This window comes from Xanthocytophaga flava, assembly GCF_030068545.1.
In the GTDB taxonomy this organism is placed as follows: Bacteria; Bacteroidota; Bacteroidia; order Cytophagales; family 172606-1; genus Xanthocytophaga; species Xanthocytophaga flava.
The window spans coordinates 180,162-197,846 of record NZ_JASJOR010000014.1; the positions used below are offsets into that span (position 1 = coordinate 180,162).

At 39.6% G+C, this 17,685-nt stretch carries 15 protein-coding genes; 4 read left to right on the forward strand and 11 right to left on the reverse strand.

Annotated features, from left to right (window positions below; genetic code table 11):
• Positions 1-18 precede the first annotated feature (18 nt).
• The 11 genes from QNI15_RS20870 to QNI15_RS20920 form a co-directional block, all read right to left on the reverse strand.
• Positions 19-375: an IS66 family transposase gene (locus QNI15_RS20870; RefSeq protein WP_314033331.1), complete on the reverse strand. Its 357-nt coding sequence runs from the start codon at positions 373-375 to the stop codon at positions 19-21.
• An 8-nt stretch (positions 376-383) separates the two neighbouring features.
• Positions 384-593 carry an IS66 family transposase gene (locus tag QNI15_RS20875; protein WP_314033332.1) on the reverse strand — a complete coding sequence of 70 codons (210 nt, stop codon included), beginning with the start codon at positions 591-593 and terminating at the stop codon, positions 384-386.
• Positions 594-1,077: 484 nt separating this feature from the next.
• A complete protein-coding gene (locus QNI15_RS20880; protein ID WP_314033333.1) occupies positions 1,078-1,806 on the reverse strand; it encodes a hypothetical protein in 729 nt (242 codons plus the stop codon).
• A 158-nt stretch (positions 1,807-1,964) separates the two neighbouring features.
• Positions 1,965-2,153, reverse strand: coding sequence for a hypothetical protein (locus tag QNI15_RS20885; RefSeq protein ID WP_314033334.1), 189 nt, complete (start codon positions 2,151-2,153; stop codon positions 1,965-1,967).
• Positions 2,154-2,261: 108 nt separating this feature from the next.
• Positions 2,262-2,735, reverse strand: coding sequence for a hypothetical protein (locus QNI15_RS20890; RefSeq protein WP_314033335.1), 474 nt, complete (start codon positions 2,733-2,735; stop codon positions 2,262-2,264).
• A gap of 113 nt (positions 2,736-2,848) precedes the next feature.
• On the reverse strand, positions 2,849-4,144 hold the full coding sequence (locus QNI15_RS20895) for a PepSY-associated TM helix domain-containing protein (protein WP_314033336.1): 1,296 nt from the start codon (positions 4,142-4,144) through the stop codon (positions 2,849-2,851).
• A 126-nt stretch (positions 4,145-4,270) separates the two neighbouring features.
• Positions 4,271-6,679: a TonB-dependent receptor gene (locus QNI15_RS20900; RefSeq protein ID WP_314033337.1), complete on the reverse strand. Its 2,409-nt coding sequence runs from the start codon at positions 6,677-6,679 to the stop codon at positions 4,271-4,273.
• Positions 6,680-7,153: 474 nt separating this feature from the next.
• Entirely contained in the window at positions 7,154-7,633 is a 480-nt protein-coding gene (locus QNI15_RS20905; RefSeq protein WP_314033338.1) for a DUF2158 domain-containing protein, read from the reverse strand.
• A gap of 118 nt (positions 7,634-7,751) precedes the next feature.
• The gene (locus QNI15_RS20910; RefSeq protein WP_314033339.1) at positions 7,752-8,774 is read right to left on the reverse strand and encodes a sulfite exporter TauE/SafE family protein; all 1,023 of its coding nucleotides are present in this window, start codon (positions 8,772-8,774) and stop codon (positions 7,752-7,754) included.
• A gap of 291 nt (positions 8,775-9,065) precedes the next feature.
• The gene (locus QNI15_RS20915) at positions 9,066-10,325 is read right to left on the reverse strand and encodes a sensor histidine kinase (RefSeq protein ID WP_314033340.1); all 1,260 of its coding nucleotides are present in this window, start codon (positions 10,323-10,325) and stop codon (positions 9,066-9,068) included.
• A 10-nt stretch (positions 10,326-10,335) separates the two neighbouring features.
• The gene (locus QNI15_RS20920; protein WP_314033341.1) at positions 10,336-11,010 is read right to left on the reverse strand and encodes a response regulator transcription factor; all 675 of its coding nucleotides are present in this window, start codon (positions 11,008-11,010) and stop codon (positions 10,336-10,338) included.
• A gap of 273 nt (positions 11,011-11,283) precedes the next feature.
• Here QNI15_RS20920 and QNI15_RS20925 point away from each other — a divergent pair, with 273 nt between their 5' ends.
• The 4 genes from QNI15_RS20925 (at position 11,284) to QNI15_RS20940 (ending at position 17,603) form a co-directional block, all read left to right on the forward strand.
• Positions 11,284-12,459 (forward strand): DUF4856 domain-containing protein, encoded by a 1,176-nt coding sequence (locus tag QNI15_RS20925; protein ID WP_314033342.1) that lies wholly within the window; start codon positions 11,284-11,286, stop codon positions 12,457-12,459.
• Between the two features lie 242 nt (positions 12,460-12,701).
• Positions 12,702-13,805 (forward strand): imelysin family protein, encoded by a 1,104-nt coding sequence (locus tag QNI15_RS20930; RefSeq protein ID WP_314033343.1) that lies wholly within the window; start codon positions 12,702-12,704, stop codon positions 13,803-13,805.
• 17 nt (positions 13,806-13,822) lie between these two features.
• The gene (locus QNI15_RS20935; protein WP_314033344.1) at positions 13,823-15,172 is read left to right on the forward strand and encodes an HTTM domain-containing protein; all 1,350 of its coding nucleotides are present in this window, start codon (positions 13,823-13,825) and stop codon (positions 15,170-15,172) included.
• Positions 15,153-17,603 (forward strand): TonB-dependent receptor domain-containing protein, encoded by a 2,451-nt coding sequence (locus tag QNI15_RS20940; RefSeq protein ID WP_314033345.1) that lies wholly within the window; start codon positions 15,153-15,155, stop codon positions 17,601-17,603. Before QNI15_RS20935 ends, QNI15_RS20940 begins: the two co-directional genes overlap by 20 nt.
• The last annotated feature ends 82 nt before the right edge of the window (positions 17,604-17,685 follow it).

Below are 17,685 nucleotides of genomic sequence, written 5' to 3' on the forward strand. Positions count from 1 at the left end.
CCTCCAAAATAGGTGCTGTTATAAGCGTAGTTGGCAAATAGCCTGTTCCTGCATTGCTGTCGCATCCATTGCTGTCGCATCCATTGCTGTCGCATCCATTGCTGTCGCATCCATTGCTGTCGCATCCATTGCTGTCGCATCCATTGCTGTCGCATCCATTGCTGTCGCATCCATTGCTGTCGCATCGTGGATCTGTTGTTCGAGTGCATAAAGCTTGGCTATTTGGGCAACGGCATACTTAGCTCTAGCAGGATCATAAGAAGCCGCTTCGTCAAACTTACGACGGGTGTGAGCCATACAAGCCGCTAGCGTTATGTGTTCACTCTCAACAAACAAAGCTACGAACCATCCGTTTGTAATATCCTTTAAAATCAACTAATAATTTAGCCGGCCCTTCCTGGCCTCTTCTGGTAATCAAACAAAATCAGCTTGGAAACCGGAGTGTGATAGGCCCATAGATAGCCCAGATGACAGGCACCTGGTTTTTCTCCGTCCTGCACCCGTAAACCCGTTTCTTCTACTTGCAGATAGCGGTTGGTTAACACTTCCCTTTGAAGACTATTGTAAAGCGGTCCGAGGCGGATGGATACCACACAATCGTAAAGCCTACAACATAAGGTTTCATAAAGATATCATGTGTTTACTTGGTCTTACCTTTATAAAGCACCTGTCTTTCACAGGTAAATACAGGTAAGATCATACCAACAGGCAATATCTTACCAACAGATAGCAACATTAAAACACGAAATTTCATGGGCTTTAGAGATTTAGATGGATAATCTCCAAAGCTGCCAATTGATTCTGTCGAATTTCTGGATTCTCTAAGATGTTTAGATACATGGTATGTAATAGATGTAGAAACTAAAAAGTTGATAAGGTTCTTTTCGTTAAAAAATCTTACCAGTTAGGACATGTAGAGGCGATGTTATTCATTTATGTTAAGTGTTGTTAGGGAATAAATAAGAGTCTATAAGAGTTGTAGCTATCACGAACTAAGCACCACAGCAGTGATATTTGTAGGCTTTTATAGCCTAAAAGGTTGCCTGAAGCTAGAGTTATCTATCTTATAAAAGTATACTATTGTACCCACAAGCAGTAGTTGCACCGATGACGTACACTTGTATACGATTTTCCTTTATAATTGCCAGGGGTAGAATCGATCCAGTCCTGACGAATGATGTATAATCCCTTCTGAGTAGGCATAAAACTTGCTTCGCCCTGCATGTTTACAACTAGATTCTTTTCCCAGTTTTCCGGATTGAAAATCCGTAATCGTGTATTGTTTGCAGCAGGTTGGTGGTTTTTAAACGCTTTGATAACAACAAACTTATCTTTTGACCAGGTGATGATATCCAAAAACTGGCTTGGCATTGCCTTACAGGTTGTTTCTCCTGTTTGGGTTTCGCCGACCTGATAGTGAGCACACAAGTAGTCAATAGGCCTGATATTCTCACCCCCGCTTTGGGACCGGTCAACAACAGGCAGATCTGTATGAATACCAACAATCTGGTATATCCCTTTCTGGTCTGGTGTGAAAACAGCCTCCCAGCAGTCTGACAGCGGGGAAAGAGTTAAGTCTGTACGTTTTCCCTTACAATCCAGGACTGCGACCTGAAAACCTCCTATTTCTGCCAGTTCAGGTCCTGTTTCTCTATGGCGCATACTATATTGGTCTATTTCACCAAAACAAATTTGAATCCGAACAGGCTGATTTATTTTTCCGGATCCTTTTATATCAAGCCAATACCCATGTCCCTTACCTACTAGTGGAACAATCAGCAGGATAGACAAAATTAATAGTCTCATTTTAATGTAGTTAAATACTAAATAATTAAAGCCAGGGGCAGCCTATTTTGATAGCATCATTTAGATAATAGTATTTAGATGGCTTGGCTAATACAGAGTTGATCCTTGGCAAGATCCCACAACAATCCTTATACAAAATGCTTTATATAAAATATGCTCTATTCTATTACTGTTGTCAGAGTGGATTTTTCCCGAAACACATCATAATGTACACCTTTATATGTCCCAGGACTTTCAAACCGTAGAGTTACCAGTGCGAAATATCTTCCTGGCTTAGGTGCTTTAAAGTAGATGCATCCTTTCTCATCTGTAGTATATTTTTGCTCCTCCATATCTGGATGACGCATTATCAATACCGTATTAACGAGTGGTTTACCATGAAAGACTACCTGTAGGGTAAGATCTTTTCCATTCTGATTTTCGGGTAGTTTCAGAATAGAGAGATCTGTAATGGCTTACTCAGCAATAGTAAGAGTAACAATAGATGATGTTTCTACCTGAATGGACGTACGGGCATAATAATGTTGTTTGGTTATTCCAATTTTTGTCGAAGACTTCCGCCAGTCTTCCACTTTACGTTGTTTGTTTTCCAGTAACACTGTATATATACCTTTTTCTTGCGGAGTAAAATACGTATCATAAGAGGTTTCTGATGGTGTAAAGGATAACGGAATTGTCTTTCCGGTTGGACTAACTACCCAGCAGGTAAATTCTTTGACTTCTTCAAACTCTCCCTTTACCTTCTGAAGACGATACTGATTGTAGGAACCAAAAATTACCTTTATCAACTGGGATTTTCCTGTTTTCCCTTTTGCCTCTGTTTCAATCCACAAAGAGTCTGCTCTGGCTGAAAGAATACCTAAAAAAAGACACCCCAGAAAAGCCGTGATATAATTGATTTGTGTCTTTGTAATAATTGTATAGTTCATGGTTTTTTAAAAAAAAGTTATTGTGAGTGAAGTATTGTGAGTGAAAAATCTGAAATATAAACCGATAAAAAAGGTTGGTAGAGTCAGATTGGATCAGACCCGTATGCTGAGAGTTATAGATTCTTACCCATACTCGTTTGTAAGGGATGTGTAGCGGATGCAGTTACAGGCTTTTTCTTTTCCTTCTTCCCTTTCCTGAGCCATATCAGCACTCCTGTTATGGGTAGACTTGTCGCAATCAGACAAGCCAGAAAATAAAGCAGTTTGGTAAATGTTCCAAAAATCTCTCCTGTATGAATTGCCTTGGCAGAAAAAATCACCTTCTGACCAAAAGATAGATCTGCATAAGGTTTTAACTCCAGTATAGCTCCTGAATACTGATCCAGTATTACTCTGTCAATGCCTGAGCAGGCAAAAAATCCTTCCTGGTATTTCTGCACTGCATACGATCCTTTTTCATCTTTTGGCAAGTTTATCCGCACATTTCCAGCATAAGGATAAATTGTGTAGGTATGGGAAATAATTCTATTCAAAGCAAGCGACTCTCTGTCTTGAATTTCAGATAAAACTGTATTCTCCTTGGCAAAAGGTTTAGCATCAAGCAAAGCCTGTGTCCCTTCTTTGTACCACTTAAAAGCAAAATAAGGACCTGTAGTAGCCATAATAGTCACAAAAAGGAACGCATAAAATCCTAAGCTCTTATGCAGATCAAAATTGATCCGTCTCCAGCTTGCATCCATTTTAATTTTAAATCCGATTTCCCACGCATGCCATTTTTTCCAGCTGGATAGTTTGGCAGGCAACCAGAGAATAAAACCGGTAATCTGTAAGAAAAGCATCAGGATACAGGCTGTTCCGGTAATAGCCCCTCCAATATCCTTATTTTCAATCAACAGCCACCTATGCAACTGTAATACTTTGGCAAAGAACCCAACAGAAGGTGTTTTGGCATCTCCTTGAATAAGTCCTGAATAGGGATTGATCAGATAACTCTTTGCTTTTTCTTTATCAGCTACTTTTTTCTCAGGTTTCCCCTCTTTGTTTTTTTTAGAAGACTTCTCTGTAGGATCTGTTTTTGTTGGCTTCTCTTTTGTTCTTAGTCCTTTGTCCTCTTGGTGCACTACTGTAAATGTCCAGGCCTGATCAGACTCTTGAGGAATCTGAATGGTAGTCACCTTGCCTTTCATCTGGTTTTCAACTAGTAGTTTTAAGCTATCTGCAGACAAGGTTGTTTTTCCTTCCGGAATCTGTAGATAAAACCGATCATGATCAGCCCATTGGGTTATTTCCCGTTGGAACACATACAAAGTTCCACTCATACACATGATTACCAGTACCAGTGCACTGGGTACTCCAATCCACAGATGGATATCATTAATCAGATTACGAAACGAATAGTTTTTCTTCATTTGATTCTTAGTGTCTCACAGATGAACGATTCACAGTTAACAAACGATTCACAGTTAACAAACGATTCAGTTTATTTCACTCAAACTATTCCTGAATGGTATCAGGAATAGTGCAGGTGTATAAAATCAGAATTTCAATGCCATACTTCCCATAAAACGGGCAGGAGCCTGAGGGGTCAATCGTACAGACCATGCCTTTTCGCTTGTCAGGTTGTCTACCTTAAACCCAATACGAAAACGTTTCTGGTCATAAAATACAGTGGCATCCAGCAGGGTATATGCAGGAATAATGACTTGTAGAGGTTCTCCAGTGGTAGTGCTCCGCGTATTGGTCTGGTAGGAGAAACTGCCTGAGTTGCCACCAAATCCCAGCCCCAATCCCTGTAAAGGTCCTTGAACCAGACGATAGCTTACCCAGAAGTTCAACATTCTTTCCGGGCCGGATAAAGCAGGACGTAACCCCTGAAGAAGTGAGTCAATCTTAGTATATTTACTATTATTATAAGCATAACCCATTACCAAATTCAATCCAGGAAATGGATTGGCTGTAAGCTCAATCTCTACGCCCTTACTTAGCTGTGTTCCATCTTGAATAGAATAGTTGATATCAGTAGGATTTGTACGTAGTATATTCTTTACCTGAATATCATAATAACTGACAGTACCCACCAGCTTATGATCCCAGCTATCTGCTTTCACTCCAAATTCGAGTTGGTTCGCATGTTCGGGTTTAAACTGCTTTCCATCGATGTCTACACCACTCTTATTGAAAAAGCCATTCATGTAGTTTCCAAACAGGGTCACCCGATCTTTGGCAAGCTCATAGACCAAACCCAGCTTATGAGACAAAGCAGTCTGACCATATGGACCTGCCTGGATTCCACCTACACCAAGCCCTCCACTTGTTACACCTGTGTTAATGTTGTATACCCCTGCGTATTGATACCGATCTACTCTCAGGCTCAACATGGCCATTAACCGATCTGTCAGATTGATTACATCCGAAGCATAGGCAGCATAGGTATTATCCCGGTTGGTTTCTTTACGCCAGGTGCCACTTGTAGACAGAGAGTCTACCTTGAAACGACTGATCCGGTAGTTGGCAGGTGGATGAATAAAATTGATGGTCTGTGTGTTGACTGAAGAACGATCAAAATCATTGTAGTTGTTATAATAATCCAGACCTACCACCAGACGATTGCGTAAGGAGCCAATTTTGAAGTCTCCAACAAAGTTTTGCTGAATATCTGTGGCAATAAAAGCAGTATATCCCACAATTACCTGAGCCCGAAGTGTAGAATCACTACGACCATTTAAGGCCGTGATATATCCATTGATTGAGGAACGGGCTCTGGAAACAATTGTCTGAGAGGTCCAGTGTTCTGATATTTTGTAATTCAGTTGGGCAAAGATGTTCAACATCTGGGTCTGATAGGTGATATCATTGCTCAGAAAAGTCCTGGTATAGGGAAAGCGCATATCGGCAATTGATTGCACTTTGTCGCTTGCCGTATAAGGGTTAAAACGTACGACAGAGGTGCCTTTGGCCTGTCCAAACTCTACATCAAGCAGCAATGAGAGACGGTCTGTAATTTGATAGGAAAAACTGGGGGCCAGACTGACAGTATTGGTAAAACCCAGATCCTGAAAACTTTTCTCAAAAGTGGTTGCCCCATTTAACCGGAATAAAGCCGTTTTGTCTGCATTTACAGGTGTGTTGATATCCACTGTCAGACGGTTATAGTTCCAGCTCCCACCAAAATAAGCTACTTCTCCTCCAAAACCATTGTAAGGCTTTTTTGTTACCCGATTGTATAAGCCGCCGTAGCTACTGGATATACTCGTACCAAATAAGGTGGCAGAAGGTCCTTTGATGGCTTCAATCCGCTCCAGATTGGCAGGATCAATAGAAGAAAATGCAGCTCCAGCCAAACCATTTCGGGCATTGGGTTCAGTTTCAAATCCACGTGAGCGAAAAGTAACCCGTCCCTGATTGGCGATCATGGGAATACCAGCTCCCGGCACATTTTTGGAAATACTTCCCAAGTCAACCGCCATCTGCTCCTGAATCAATTCTTTGGGGACAGTTGTATATACCTGTGGATTTTCCATGTTTTTCAGTGGCAACTTAGCCACATAAATACTTTCTTTTTTGGAAAATTTATTGGTGCTTCCTACTACAGTCACTTCCTGGAGAGCATGTATATTCTCCTGGGGAAGCTGGTAATCAGTAACAGTATTTTGCCCGGCTACTACTTCTACAGCAAAATCTTTCTCTGCTGCTCCCAACATCTGTATCCGGATGGTATATTTTCCTGGAGTCAGATTGGGAAGACTATATTTTCCATCACTGTCAGTAAGTGTACCCTTGTGAAGTTCAATAATAGAAACAGAAACGAGTTCAAGAGGCAGACTATCTATAGAGGTAACATGTCCGGATATTGAGCCTGTATTCATTGAGCCTGTATTCTGGGCATTGCAAATTCCAGACAGATAAAAAAAATAAAGGAGTAAAACGGATAAAACTAACTTCATAAAAAGTAACTAATTTAAGATTGCTCACACTGTAAAGTCAGTAAATTTATTAAGATTAATTCCAAATAAACAAATATATAGTGGTTTTTTCCAGTATTTAAGGTTGCGTACAACCAGATAGTGGAATCATACCAAACCTTCTACAAAATATACTGGAAAATTTGCCTGCATATATCTATTCGGGGGGAACTATCTATCAAATGCAGTGAAACGAGTCAATTATTACATCTGAGTAGTGGGCAGATTCTGCTTTTATTAATAGTGAGCCTACACCTTACCTCATTAGAAAGGACAACCAATCACAGAAAAGCTATTTATTATATTTGAGAGTTTTTCTGGAAAATGAAGTAATTAGATAATAGGCAAAGCTGTTAGGCAATTCTGGAGAAATCCTGGATTCTTTGTAAAATTGTAAAAATTCTTGGAATTGATTAATACTATTTGCTAATATCACCTGCTATAAAGAAGATAGAACTACGTAGAAATTTTGATTAGTGGGTCAATAAGAGTATTATCATCATTTTTGTCTGTATTCACTATGTTTTTTAGTGCGGCTAACGGAAAAATGTCAACACCTGTGTTCCCTTCGCTGGTTATCCATTTACAAATGGCATGAGCAATACCCTCATTGGTTACTGTTTCCAGAACTACTATAGTCGGACTTTCTGAATAAGACTGATGGTTGAGTAATACTTTACTTTTAAGAGGAAATTTAGCATTTATTTCCACTTGATTTTCTGTATGAGTTGTTTGCAGCAATGATACAATACATTGTAGCTGGTGTTCCGAAAATAAATCTATCTGGAGAGAATCCTTAACCGTAAACCAGGCACAATGGTAAATATTATGAAAGGCTCCATGATTTTCAGATATATATATTATTGTCATTCTCTGACCAGAATAAATATTTTCCACTACATCTCCTATTTTCAGACCCTCTGAAGTTTGTTTCATTGTATTTGTAATCAATTCTCAGATAATTAATTTTTAGATAATTAATCCTTTTACAGAATCTGCTTTTGGGTTTGTATGAACATATAACTTTGTATGAACATATATTAGATGGCAGTTATCATATGTCAGTCTTGGTAATTTTTCCATCTTTAAATACATATACCTCATAATAGTGTTTGTTAATGCCAAAAACCTCCTCAATGATAACTTTATCTGCATTCTGACCTATCCTCAGGGCTATATTCTGTTCAACTTCTGGTAGATCCTCAATGTCAATCCGGGTTTCGAATTCAATCCCTTCATCATATTCAAACTCGAGCAGAAAAGAACCTTCCCTCCATTGCACCTGGGTTTGAATCCCATCTGAAACAGGAATCAGATTTATATGTGCCTGATTAGTCTCCATTAACCGATTGGTTGCACCTGTCAGGAGCGATATTCCAGAAACAATCATCGCTCCATAGCCTAGTCGTTTAAACCAGCTATCATTGATTTTAGATAGCAACCATTTCATTCCCCAGGAAGAAGCAATCGCCGCTATGGCAATCAGACCCCCCAGAATCAGTACATCACGGGTTAAAAGGCCTAACATAGCATACAGAAAAATCTTGATCAGATGCAGCAACAGTTCATTGGCAGCCCGTGTTGCCAGTATTTGTTCTTTGGTTAACCCATAGCGAAGATAAAAACGGTTAAACAGTAACCCAACGGCACCTGTCAGACCAGATACAAAACCAGCGGCTGCACCGATAAGGGAAAGATAAAAAACGGGTAGTTGTCGGGTAGAACCAGATTCTTTTTTTGAGTTAAAAAGCATAGGCAGATTGCTTACCAGAAACAATCCCAGGATCAGTTCCAGATATAAAGGATTCAGGTATTTAAGTAGCCATGCACCTAGCCAGACAGCAGGTACGGCAGCAGGTACAAACCAGCTAACGATCTTCCACTGAATATGGGATTTGAAAACAGCAATCCGGGAGATAGAACTCATGGCAGTTCCAATCGAGAGTGCTGCGGGAACATTGGAAGCAGGTAAAAGTGTTTTCAGTAATGGGATTAAAAGCAACCCGGCTCCTCCTCCACAAACAGCTGAAAGCGAAAAAGCGAACAAGGCACAAATCATTAACCAGAAAGCAGACATAACAATGTATGGTGAGTTTCTATTCGTCGGATAGATAGTCTATTCATGTGTCCTATATTCCATTCGAGACACATTTTCTGCCAATCTAGCTGAGAATTCTGGAGGCTTTTTGGAGAAATACATTTTTTTTCCTCTATCTTTTCAGCTAGAGTCTGTTTTTCGGTTCTGGAAGCTATTGTTTCATCCTGTATTCTTCTTAAAAATAAAGACTTCTGATCAGATGAATAGTATTCTTACACCTAAAATCAAAACACAATATAAATGCCTCCATCATACAAATACATTTCAGGTTTATACAAATAAGACCTGAAAAACATGATAACCATTTGCATACTGATAACTTAATGTATAGTTATGCAAACTACAAATTCTAGATACAATAGCCAGTCCCAACCCACTACCTGACGAATCAGACAAATCCCGATAAAACCGATCAAAAATCTTTTCCGGATTATGAAGTGGGCTCCCACTATTTTGTACCTTGAATTGCTCGTTTTCTATTTCAATTCGGATAGTTCCGTTTTGGGGTGTATAACGAACAGCATTTCCTAGCAGATTCACAATCAGTACTTCCAGCATGGTTTCGTTGGCCATCAGAGTAAAATTGTGTAAAGAAAGGTCTGCTTCTATCTCTTTTTCATGGAGCGGGCTTTCCATTTGTCCCCATATTCTTTTGACAAGATCCGTTATTGGTATCTCTTTCTGAGTATAAAACTGGGCATTTTCAATCTTTGTCAGAAGAACCAGATTTCTATTCAGACGTGATAACTGATGAGTTACCTCTGACATCTGGTGAACTAATTCTGCCTGTTCGCTTGTCAGTTCATGGGTTTGCATTAGCAGATCAAGTTTGGAGGAGAAAACGGCTAATGGTGTCTGAATTTCATGGGAGGCATTCTCGGTAAATTCTTTCTGGCTCAGGAAAGCCTGTCTGTCTTTACCTACTAGTTGATAAATTGCCTGGCGCATATCCTGAAATTCACTAATTTCAGAAGAACTTAACTCGAGTATTTCATTTGTGTGAATGTCATATTGTTTAAGCTTCTGCAACATATCATAAAAAGGTCGCCAGACTTTTTTAGATTGACGCCTGTTGATAAGGATTAATCCAATCAGCAAAACAGCAATTAGTGCAGATTGTGTATAGATAATAGTAGCAATTAAATCTTTACTTTCTATGAGTGATTCTTTTACCAGTAGTTCGTACGGTTTACCCAGAATAGTGATACCTGTACGCATAACTCTGAATGGGATTGGTTTGTCAATACCAGGTTTCTGTGTTAATTCTGTATAGAATGAGTCAAGGGTTATGGTATGAGTTACAGGAGTGATGAAGAATTCTTCATTCAGTAAAGGATAATACTGAATATCTTCTATACTTCGCAAATGTACAGATGCTTTGGCGAAATCGCGTTTATGCGAAAACAATACCTTATCAATCTCATCAATAACCAACTGATTCAAAATCAGGTAAAATACAGGTATGGCAATAAGAAGTAGTAGCCCCGAGTATATACTATAACTTTGGACTGTTCGGGTCAGTAATCTCATGTCAGTAATCTCATGCTTCCAGTTTGTATCCTAACCCATGCACTGTTTTGATATAATCGCGGCATCCTGCATCCGAAAGTTTTTTCTTCAGATTTTTCATATGGGTATAGACAAAATCAAAATTGTTGAACAATTGTGCATTATCGCCGGAAATGTGTTCTGCAATGGAACTTTTGGAGACTACCTTGTTCCGATTTGCTGTCAGAAAAAGAAAAAGATCAAATTCTTTCCGGGTTGCCTCTATCAGCTTTCCATAAACACTAATGGATTTTGCATGCAGATCAATATCTATTTCATGCAGCGAAATCCGGTTATTGCCGCTGAAATGACGCCTGCGGATCACTGCCAGAAGCCGGGACCGTAGCTCTGCCATGTGGAAAGGTTTCATCAGATAATCATCGGCTCCCAGATCCAGACCTTTGAGTCTGTCATCAAGCGAATGTTTGGCAGAAACGATAATAATTCCTTCTTCCCTGTTCTGCTTCCGGATGGACTCCAGTATAGAAAGCCCATTTCCATCTGGGAGAGTAATATCCAGAACAATGCAATCATACTCATACAAACAAAGCAGTTCATCTGCTTGCGATGCTGTATAAGCTACTTCACATAAAAAGTTCTCTTTCGATAAATAACTGGTTATGCTACTTGATAGTCTTTTCTCATCTTCAATGATCAGAAGTTTCATATATAGTTACATCTTAAAGAATTATTGGGGATACACTATTGAGTGCTTTAGGTAAACCCAACGTTCTGCGCTTATTAAATTTTAATAAGAGAAGAGAGCCAAAAGACCAATCCAAAATGGGTAGATCTGAAAAAATAGCTAACAGGCTTAGTTCAAAAAAAATCAGGTTCTTTCTTTTCTTCAGACTTTCTTCAGAACTGCCTTTTACCTTGCCACAAATTTAGATCTATTCTAAATAAAAACAACATACTTAATATCTTAATCTTTTTACAAATGTTAGCCATAGTACGCAAGCCCCTTACTGTCATTTTAGCCTCAGTTATTCTTTTTTCTTCATGTAAGGATAATAATGATGTTAAACCTGATCTTCGTGCAGACATTGAGTATAACACACTCAATGCCAATGTAGCCTATTCTGACCAGTTCAAAAACGAAAGTGGTACAACTACTGTAGACCTTACGGACGGAAACAACCGTCACAAGATGTTTCAGGCTCTTAGCTATTATTCTACTTCTTCTATTAGTGCAAAAACAACCATTGATGCAGCCAAGTTAAAAAGTCTGTTTGCTAATACAGGCAGTCCATTTGTAGATATTTCTACATCAACTATATCTGTTACAGGTGCAACGCTTAATTCTGCTCCGGTTCAACTACGAAATGTCACAGCGTCTTCCAAGTCTTCAACAGAGGCAGAAGCTGTTCGGAAGAAAATGGAAGATAACTTTGATGCTATTGCTACAGCCAGCCTTTCAGTAAATGAAACAGCCGCAAAAGGAAAAGCAGGCAAACTGGGTAGCTACTTGCTGGATGCCAAAGGAATAGAATCAGCCCAATTGATTCAAAAGTCCCTAATTGGTGCCATTCAGTTAGACTACATCAGCAATGTGTTACTGAATACAGGGTTGAATGCAGAAAACCATTCTTTAGCTGAAGGAAAAGTATATACCCAACTGGAGCACAACTGGGACGAGGCATATGGTTTATTAACACTGAATCCTATTTACCTGGCAAATTCTACGGATGCGGCAAGAGGAACTGTGGAATTTGGTGCAGGTTCTTATATGTGGGAATACAATAAAGCAAATTATGCTAAAATATATCCTGCCTTTTTAAGAGGAAGAGCGGCCATTGTAAACAATGATAAAACTGAACTGCAGACACAGGCAACCTTCATTCGTACACAAATTGAACGTTCCATTGCCAGTGCGGCACTAGGATACCTGGATAAATGGAAGACAAGTACCACTGATGATGCCCGTGCACATGCAATCGGAGAAGGACTTGGTTTTATCTACTCTTTGCGTTTTGCAACGATTCATGGGGCAGATGCTGCTTTTTCGGATAGTGTACTGAATGGTCTTACCAGTTCAGAAGGTGGATTCTGGGATCTGGATGCGACCAAGATTAATACAGCTTCTGATGCAATCAAAGCAAAATTCGGACTCTAACTTATTTTGGATTCCTCTTCACTATGTGGACTGATAGGATTTACTATCAGTCCATTTTATCATTTATAAGTAGTGGGATTACCACTTCATTAGCTAAGTTTTACTCCTAAAAAATAAGGATTGGCAAAGCTGATTGCACAATTATCATGTTTGATTCTGCTACTTATTTCTTTTCATTTATAAATCATTACTAATGACCTATGTTATCCTTGAAATTTAAGAAGATTGGTCTGTTCTACTGTATGACAATCATGCTATGGGCATGTGGTGGTAGCAATGGAACCAGCCCGGATCCTAACCCAGATGCGCTGGATAGAAAACCCATACTTACTCATTGGGTAGATAATATCATTATTCCATCCTATGTCAATTTTAAGATAAAGCTGGATGCAATGATTGCCCGTTCGGATGCTTTTGCCACAGCCCCTGATGCTACTACACTGGTTGCACTTCGTACTGCCTGGGCAGAAGCCTACACAGAGTGGCAGAAAGTTGAGCTGTTTGAAGTAGGACCTGGAGACAAATATACTATTCGTAATTTCTTTAATATTTATCCTGCAGATGTAACAGGCATTGCTCAAAACATAGCAGATCCATCTGTGAATATGGCTCTGCCTGCCTCATTTGCCCGACAAGGTTTTCCTGCATTGGATTATCTTATCAATGGCCTGGGGTCTACAGATGCTGAAATATTGACTTACTATACAATAGATAAGGATGCATCCAAACGCATTGCATATCTAAAACGCATCACAGATCGTATGCATACCCTGCTGGAGAGTGTAATAGAAGAATGGAATGGAACATACCGTGAAACATTTATAAGCAAAACGGGTCTGGATATTGGTTCTCCTATGGCCCTGATGGTCAATACCTATGTGCTTTATTATGAAAGATATATTCGTTCAGGAAAATTTGGTATCCCTTCAGGGGCCATGGCTTCCGGGACAGGTACAAAGTATCCTGAAAAAGTAGAGGCCTTCTATATGAAGGATCTGTCACTGTCATTGGCAAAAACGGCACATCAGGCCACGATTGACTTTTTCAATGGGAAGAATGTAAAGACAGGCGAATCGGGACCTTCTTTTAAATCATATCTGGATGCATTGGAAGCCAAAGATAGTAATACAGGTACGTTATTATCTGAGGTGATAAACAGTCAGTTTATAACTACCACTGCTAAAATGGACCTGTTATCTCCCAATTTTTATGAACAGGTGCAGTCTAACAATCAGGCTATGGTTGATGTATATACACAGATGCAAAAAGCTGTACGGATGCTGAAAGTGGATATGACCTCTGTTATGAGCATTACGATTACCTATACCGATAACGATGGCGATTAGTAAGTGTATAGGTAGTCATGAAAGCATATTTACAAAAAACAACCGCGGCCTCACCACTGGTAGTATTTCGGATAATGCTGGGGCTGTTGGTTTTTATCAGTATTATTCGTTTTTGGTCCAAAGGCTGGATTCAAGCACTATATATAGAGCCTTACTATTTCTTCTCCTTCTATGGTTTTGAATTTGTTCATCCGTTGGGAGATTATACGTATGTGATCTTTATCATTTGTGGCTTTTCTGCGCTATTGGTGGCTTTAGGACTATTCTACCGGGTAGCTAGTATCGTTCTGTTTCTGAGCTTTACCTACATTGAACTCATGGATAAAAGTACCTATCTGAATCACTATTATTTTGTCAGTATGGTATGTTTTCTGATGATATTCCTTCCTGCACATACCAGCTTCTCGCTGGATGCTTTTCGGAATAAGCATAAGGCAGCAGGACAGATTCCCTGTTGGTGTGTTGATGTGTTGAAAGGATTTATAGGACTGGTCTATGTGTTTGCGGGTCTGGCAAAGGTAAATAGTGACTGGCTTTTGCATGCTCAACCTCTTCGTCTATGGCTGGTTGCCAGAAATGATCTACCTGTTATTGGATTTTTATTCAATAAGACCTGGATTGCTTTTCTGTTTAGCTGGGTTGGTTGTATTTATGACCTTACAATTCCCTTTCTGTTGTTTTATCGTTCTACCCGTTTATTTGGCTATGGTGCAGTAGTTGTTTTTCATTTGCTTACCTCCTTATTATTTCCGATTGGTATGTTTCCTTATATCATGATCGGGACAGGATTACTCTTTTTCTCGGCAGACTTTCATACTAAAATTCTGGTATGGCTGGGGCAATGGTTTAAGTTAGCAATAGATCAAGTCCTGTCTCCAGAAACATATACCTATCCGAACTTTACCAAGCCGATTCTGCTCAGCATTTTTGTTATCTTCTTCGCAATTCAGGTTATAATGCCATTCCGGTATTTGTTTTATCCGGACGAATTATTTTGGGCAGAGGAAGGATACCGGTTCTCCTGGCGGGTGATGCTTATGGAAAAAGCCGGGTATGCACAGTTTACCATAAAAGATAAGTCTGGAAAGCAAGTAATTGTAAATAATACAGTGTTTTTAACGCCCCTACAGGAAAAGATGATGTCAACACAGCCGGATATGATCCTGCAGTATGCCCATTTGCTCAGAGATTACTATGCTGAGCAAGGATTCAAGTCTCCTCAAGTATATGTGGATTCGTATGTAGTGCTCAACGGTCGCTTAGGAAAGCCTCTGATAGATCCGGAAACAGATCTAGCCCAAGAAAAAGACTCATTTTACCACAAAACCTGGATATTACCATTTTGTTATGAAAGTAAAGGTCTATAATATAAAGTTTTATTTAATAAAAGTCAGCTGTATCCTTCTGTTATTTTTAACCAGTTATCAGCTTTGGGCTCAGTATCAGTTGACTGGCAAAGTGATTGCCCAACGGGATAGCTCGGTTGTGAAAAATTGCAAAATATACATCAATGAAGGAAGACAAACTGCTCTTACAGATAGCTATGGCCAGTTTGTATTTCACAATTTGCCTGAAGGCCGTTATACAGTGCAGATTACCGATACCAGTTTCCGTTATAAAAAGACTGAAGTACTAATAAAAGGTCACAATCAACATATTCTCATACAGCTTGAAGAACGTAGTGACACATTAAAAGAAGTAGTGGTGAGTGATCAGCGTACAGACTTTGGCTTCACACATCTGAGAGCTGTCGATAATATGGGAATCTATGAAGGAAAAAAGTCGGAAGTGATTATACCCGATCAACTGGTTGCCAATCTTGCCACTAACAATGCTCGTCAGGTATATTCACGGGTTGCCGGATTAAATATCTGGGAAAACGATGGAGCTGGCCTTCAGCTTAGCATTGGAGGTAGAGGCTTGGACCCAAACCGGACATCTAATTTCAATGTCCGGCAAAATGGGTATGACATCAGTGCGGATGCCTTAGGGTATCCGGAAAGCTATTATACACCTCCTACAGAAGCAATCGGACGTATTCAGATTGTAAGAGGGGCGGCTTCCTTACAATATGGTACCCAGTTTGGCGGGTTGATTAACTTTTCTATGAAAAAACCAGTAAAAGATAAAAAGATCGAACTTCTTGCCAGGCAGAGTGCAGGTTCATTTGGTTTTTACAATGCATTTACCAGTGCCAGTGGAACAATGGGCAAAGTCAGTTACTATAATTTTTTCCAATACAAACGCGGAGATGGGTGGCGAGCCAATTCACACTTTGATAGTTATACTGTCTATGCAAATGTGAACTATGCACTTACTTCAAAGACAAGTCTTGGGGTTGATGTAACTCAAATGGGATATCTGGCCCAGCAACCGGGCGGTCTTTCTGATGAAATGTTTAAAGAAAACCCTCAACAAACAAACCGGCAACGCAACTGGTTTAAAGTCAACTGGAATTTATTTGCTCTTCATATCCATCACACTTTTTCCCAGTCCAGCGAATTTAACCTGCGGGTATTTGGATTGTCAGCCTACCGGTATTCGTTGGGGTTCAGGCCTAATCGGGTGGCAACAATCGATGACAATAGTGCCCGTGATCTGATTAAAGGCGATTTTACCAACTGGGGAGCAGAAGCACGGTATCTGAAAAGATATACACTGGCTGGTAAACCCGCGGTACTATTAGTTGGGGGACGTTATTATCATGGTTTAAACTACAGTACGCAAGGGCAGGGAAGCATAGGAAAAGGAGCCGATTTTACCTATGTAAATCCTGAAGAATTTATAACCTATCGCTATCATTTTCCCAATCGTAATGTATCTGCTTTCATTGAACACATTTACTATCTGCACCAAAAGCTTTCTCTTACACCTGGTATACGATATGAATACATTGATACCCGTTCAGATGGTTATTATGGCAGTATTTCCAGAGATCTTGCTGGAAATGTCATCAATATAAGTCGAACCAATGAAAAACGCGATAACCCCCGTCAGTTTGTACTGGCTGGAGTGGGGATCAGTTATAAACCCGCAACACATATAGATATTTATTCGAATATCTCTCAAAACTATCGTTCTATAACGTTTAGTGACATGCGGATTGATAATCCATCCTCTGTAATTGATCCGAACATGAAAGATGAGAAAGGCTATTCTATTGATCTTGGTATACGAAGCGAACAGACTACAGCATACAGTTATGATGTGAGTTTTTTCTATCTTAACTATAACAACCGGATTGGTGAAGTACAGTTTGCAGACGAGAATAATCGTGTATTACGTAGACGAGGCAATATCGGTCAGGCTGTAATACTGGGTCTTGAGTCGTATGTAGAAGGTGATTTACTCCATATTTTTTACCCAAATAATGAATTATGGAGTGGGATTATCTTTGCCAATACGGCATTGATCCATTCTACCTACAAAGCCAGTGAGATTCCAGGAGTAAAAAATAAGCAGGTTGAATTTGTTCCAACTGTCAATCTGAAAAGTGGCCTTCGGGTGGGATACAAAAATATAAAAGCCTCCTTTCAGTATACCTATCTTTCTGATCAGTTTTCAGATGCAACCAATGCCAGAGAGGGAGGGGTTTCGGCAGTGATTGGACTAATTCCTGCTTATACTATTATGGATATAAGTGCATCGTATCAGATAAAAAGAGTTAAAGTAGAAGGAACTCTGAATAATTTTGCCAACAGAATGTATTTTACCAGACGAGCTACCGGATATCCCGGACCTGGTATTCTGCCATCTGATGGGAGAAGCATTTATCTGACAATACAGGTAAAAATCTGATTACATAATCAGATTTTCCTTTTCTGACATGTTTGATAGGTTTAAAACTATTTACCACTGTCTCTGGTAGAAGATACTGACA

Bases quoted from the DNA above. Each gene is read 5' to 3' on its own strand.
- QNI15_RS20940 (WP_314033345.1), top strand. From the start codon at position 15,153: ATGAAAGTAAAGGTCTATAATATAAAGTTTTATTTAATAAAAGTCAGC.
- QNI15_RS20905 (WP_314033338.1), bottom strand. From the start codon at position 7,633: ATGAAACAAACTTCAGAGGGTCTGAAAATAGGAGATGTAGTGGAAAAT.
- QNI15_RS20880 (WP_314033333.1), bottom strand. From the start codon at position 1,806: ATGAGACTATTAATTTTGTCTATCCTGCTGATTGTTCCACTAGTAGGT.
- QNI15_RS20890 (WP_314033335.1), bottom strand. From the start codon at position 2,735: ATGAACTATACAATTATTACAAAGACACAAATCAATTATATCACGGCT.
- QNI15_RS20885 (WP_314033334.1), bottom strand. From the start codon at position 2,153: ATGCGTCATCCAGATATGGAGGAGCAAAAATATACTACAGATGAGAAA.
- QNI15_RS20900 (WP_314033337.1), bottom strand. From the start codon at position 6,679: ATGAAGTTAGTTTTATCCGTTTTACTCCTTTATTTTTTTTATCTGTCT.
- QNI15_RS20935 (WP_314033344.1), top strand. From the start codon at position 13,823: ATGAAAGCATATTTACAAAAAACAACCGCGGCCTCACCACTGGTAGTA.
- QNI15_RS20895 (WP_314033336.1), bottom strand. From the start codon at position 4,144: ATGAAGAAAAACTATTCGTTTCGTAATCTGATTAATGATATCCATCTG.
- QNI15_RS20930 (WP_314033343.1), top strand. From the start codon at position 12,702: ATGACAATCATGCTATGGGCATGTGGTGGTAGCAATGGAACCAGCCCG.
- QNI15_RS20920 (WP_314033341.1), bottom strand. From the start codon at position 11,010: ATGAAACTTCTGATCATTGAAGATGAGAAAAGACTATCAAGTAGCATA.
- QNI15_RS20925 (WP_314033342.1), top strand. From the start codon at position 11,284: ATGTTAGCCATAGTACGCAAGCCCCTTACTGTCATTTTAGCCTCAGTT.
- QNI15_RS20910 (WP_314033339.1), bottom strand. From the start codon at position 8,774: ATGTCTGCTTTCTGGTTAATGATTTGTGCCTTGTTCGCTTTTTCGCTT.
- QNI15_RS20915 (WP_314033340.1), bottom strand. From the start codon at position 10,325: ATGAGATTACTGACCCGAACAGTCCAAAGTTATAGTATATACTCGGGG.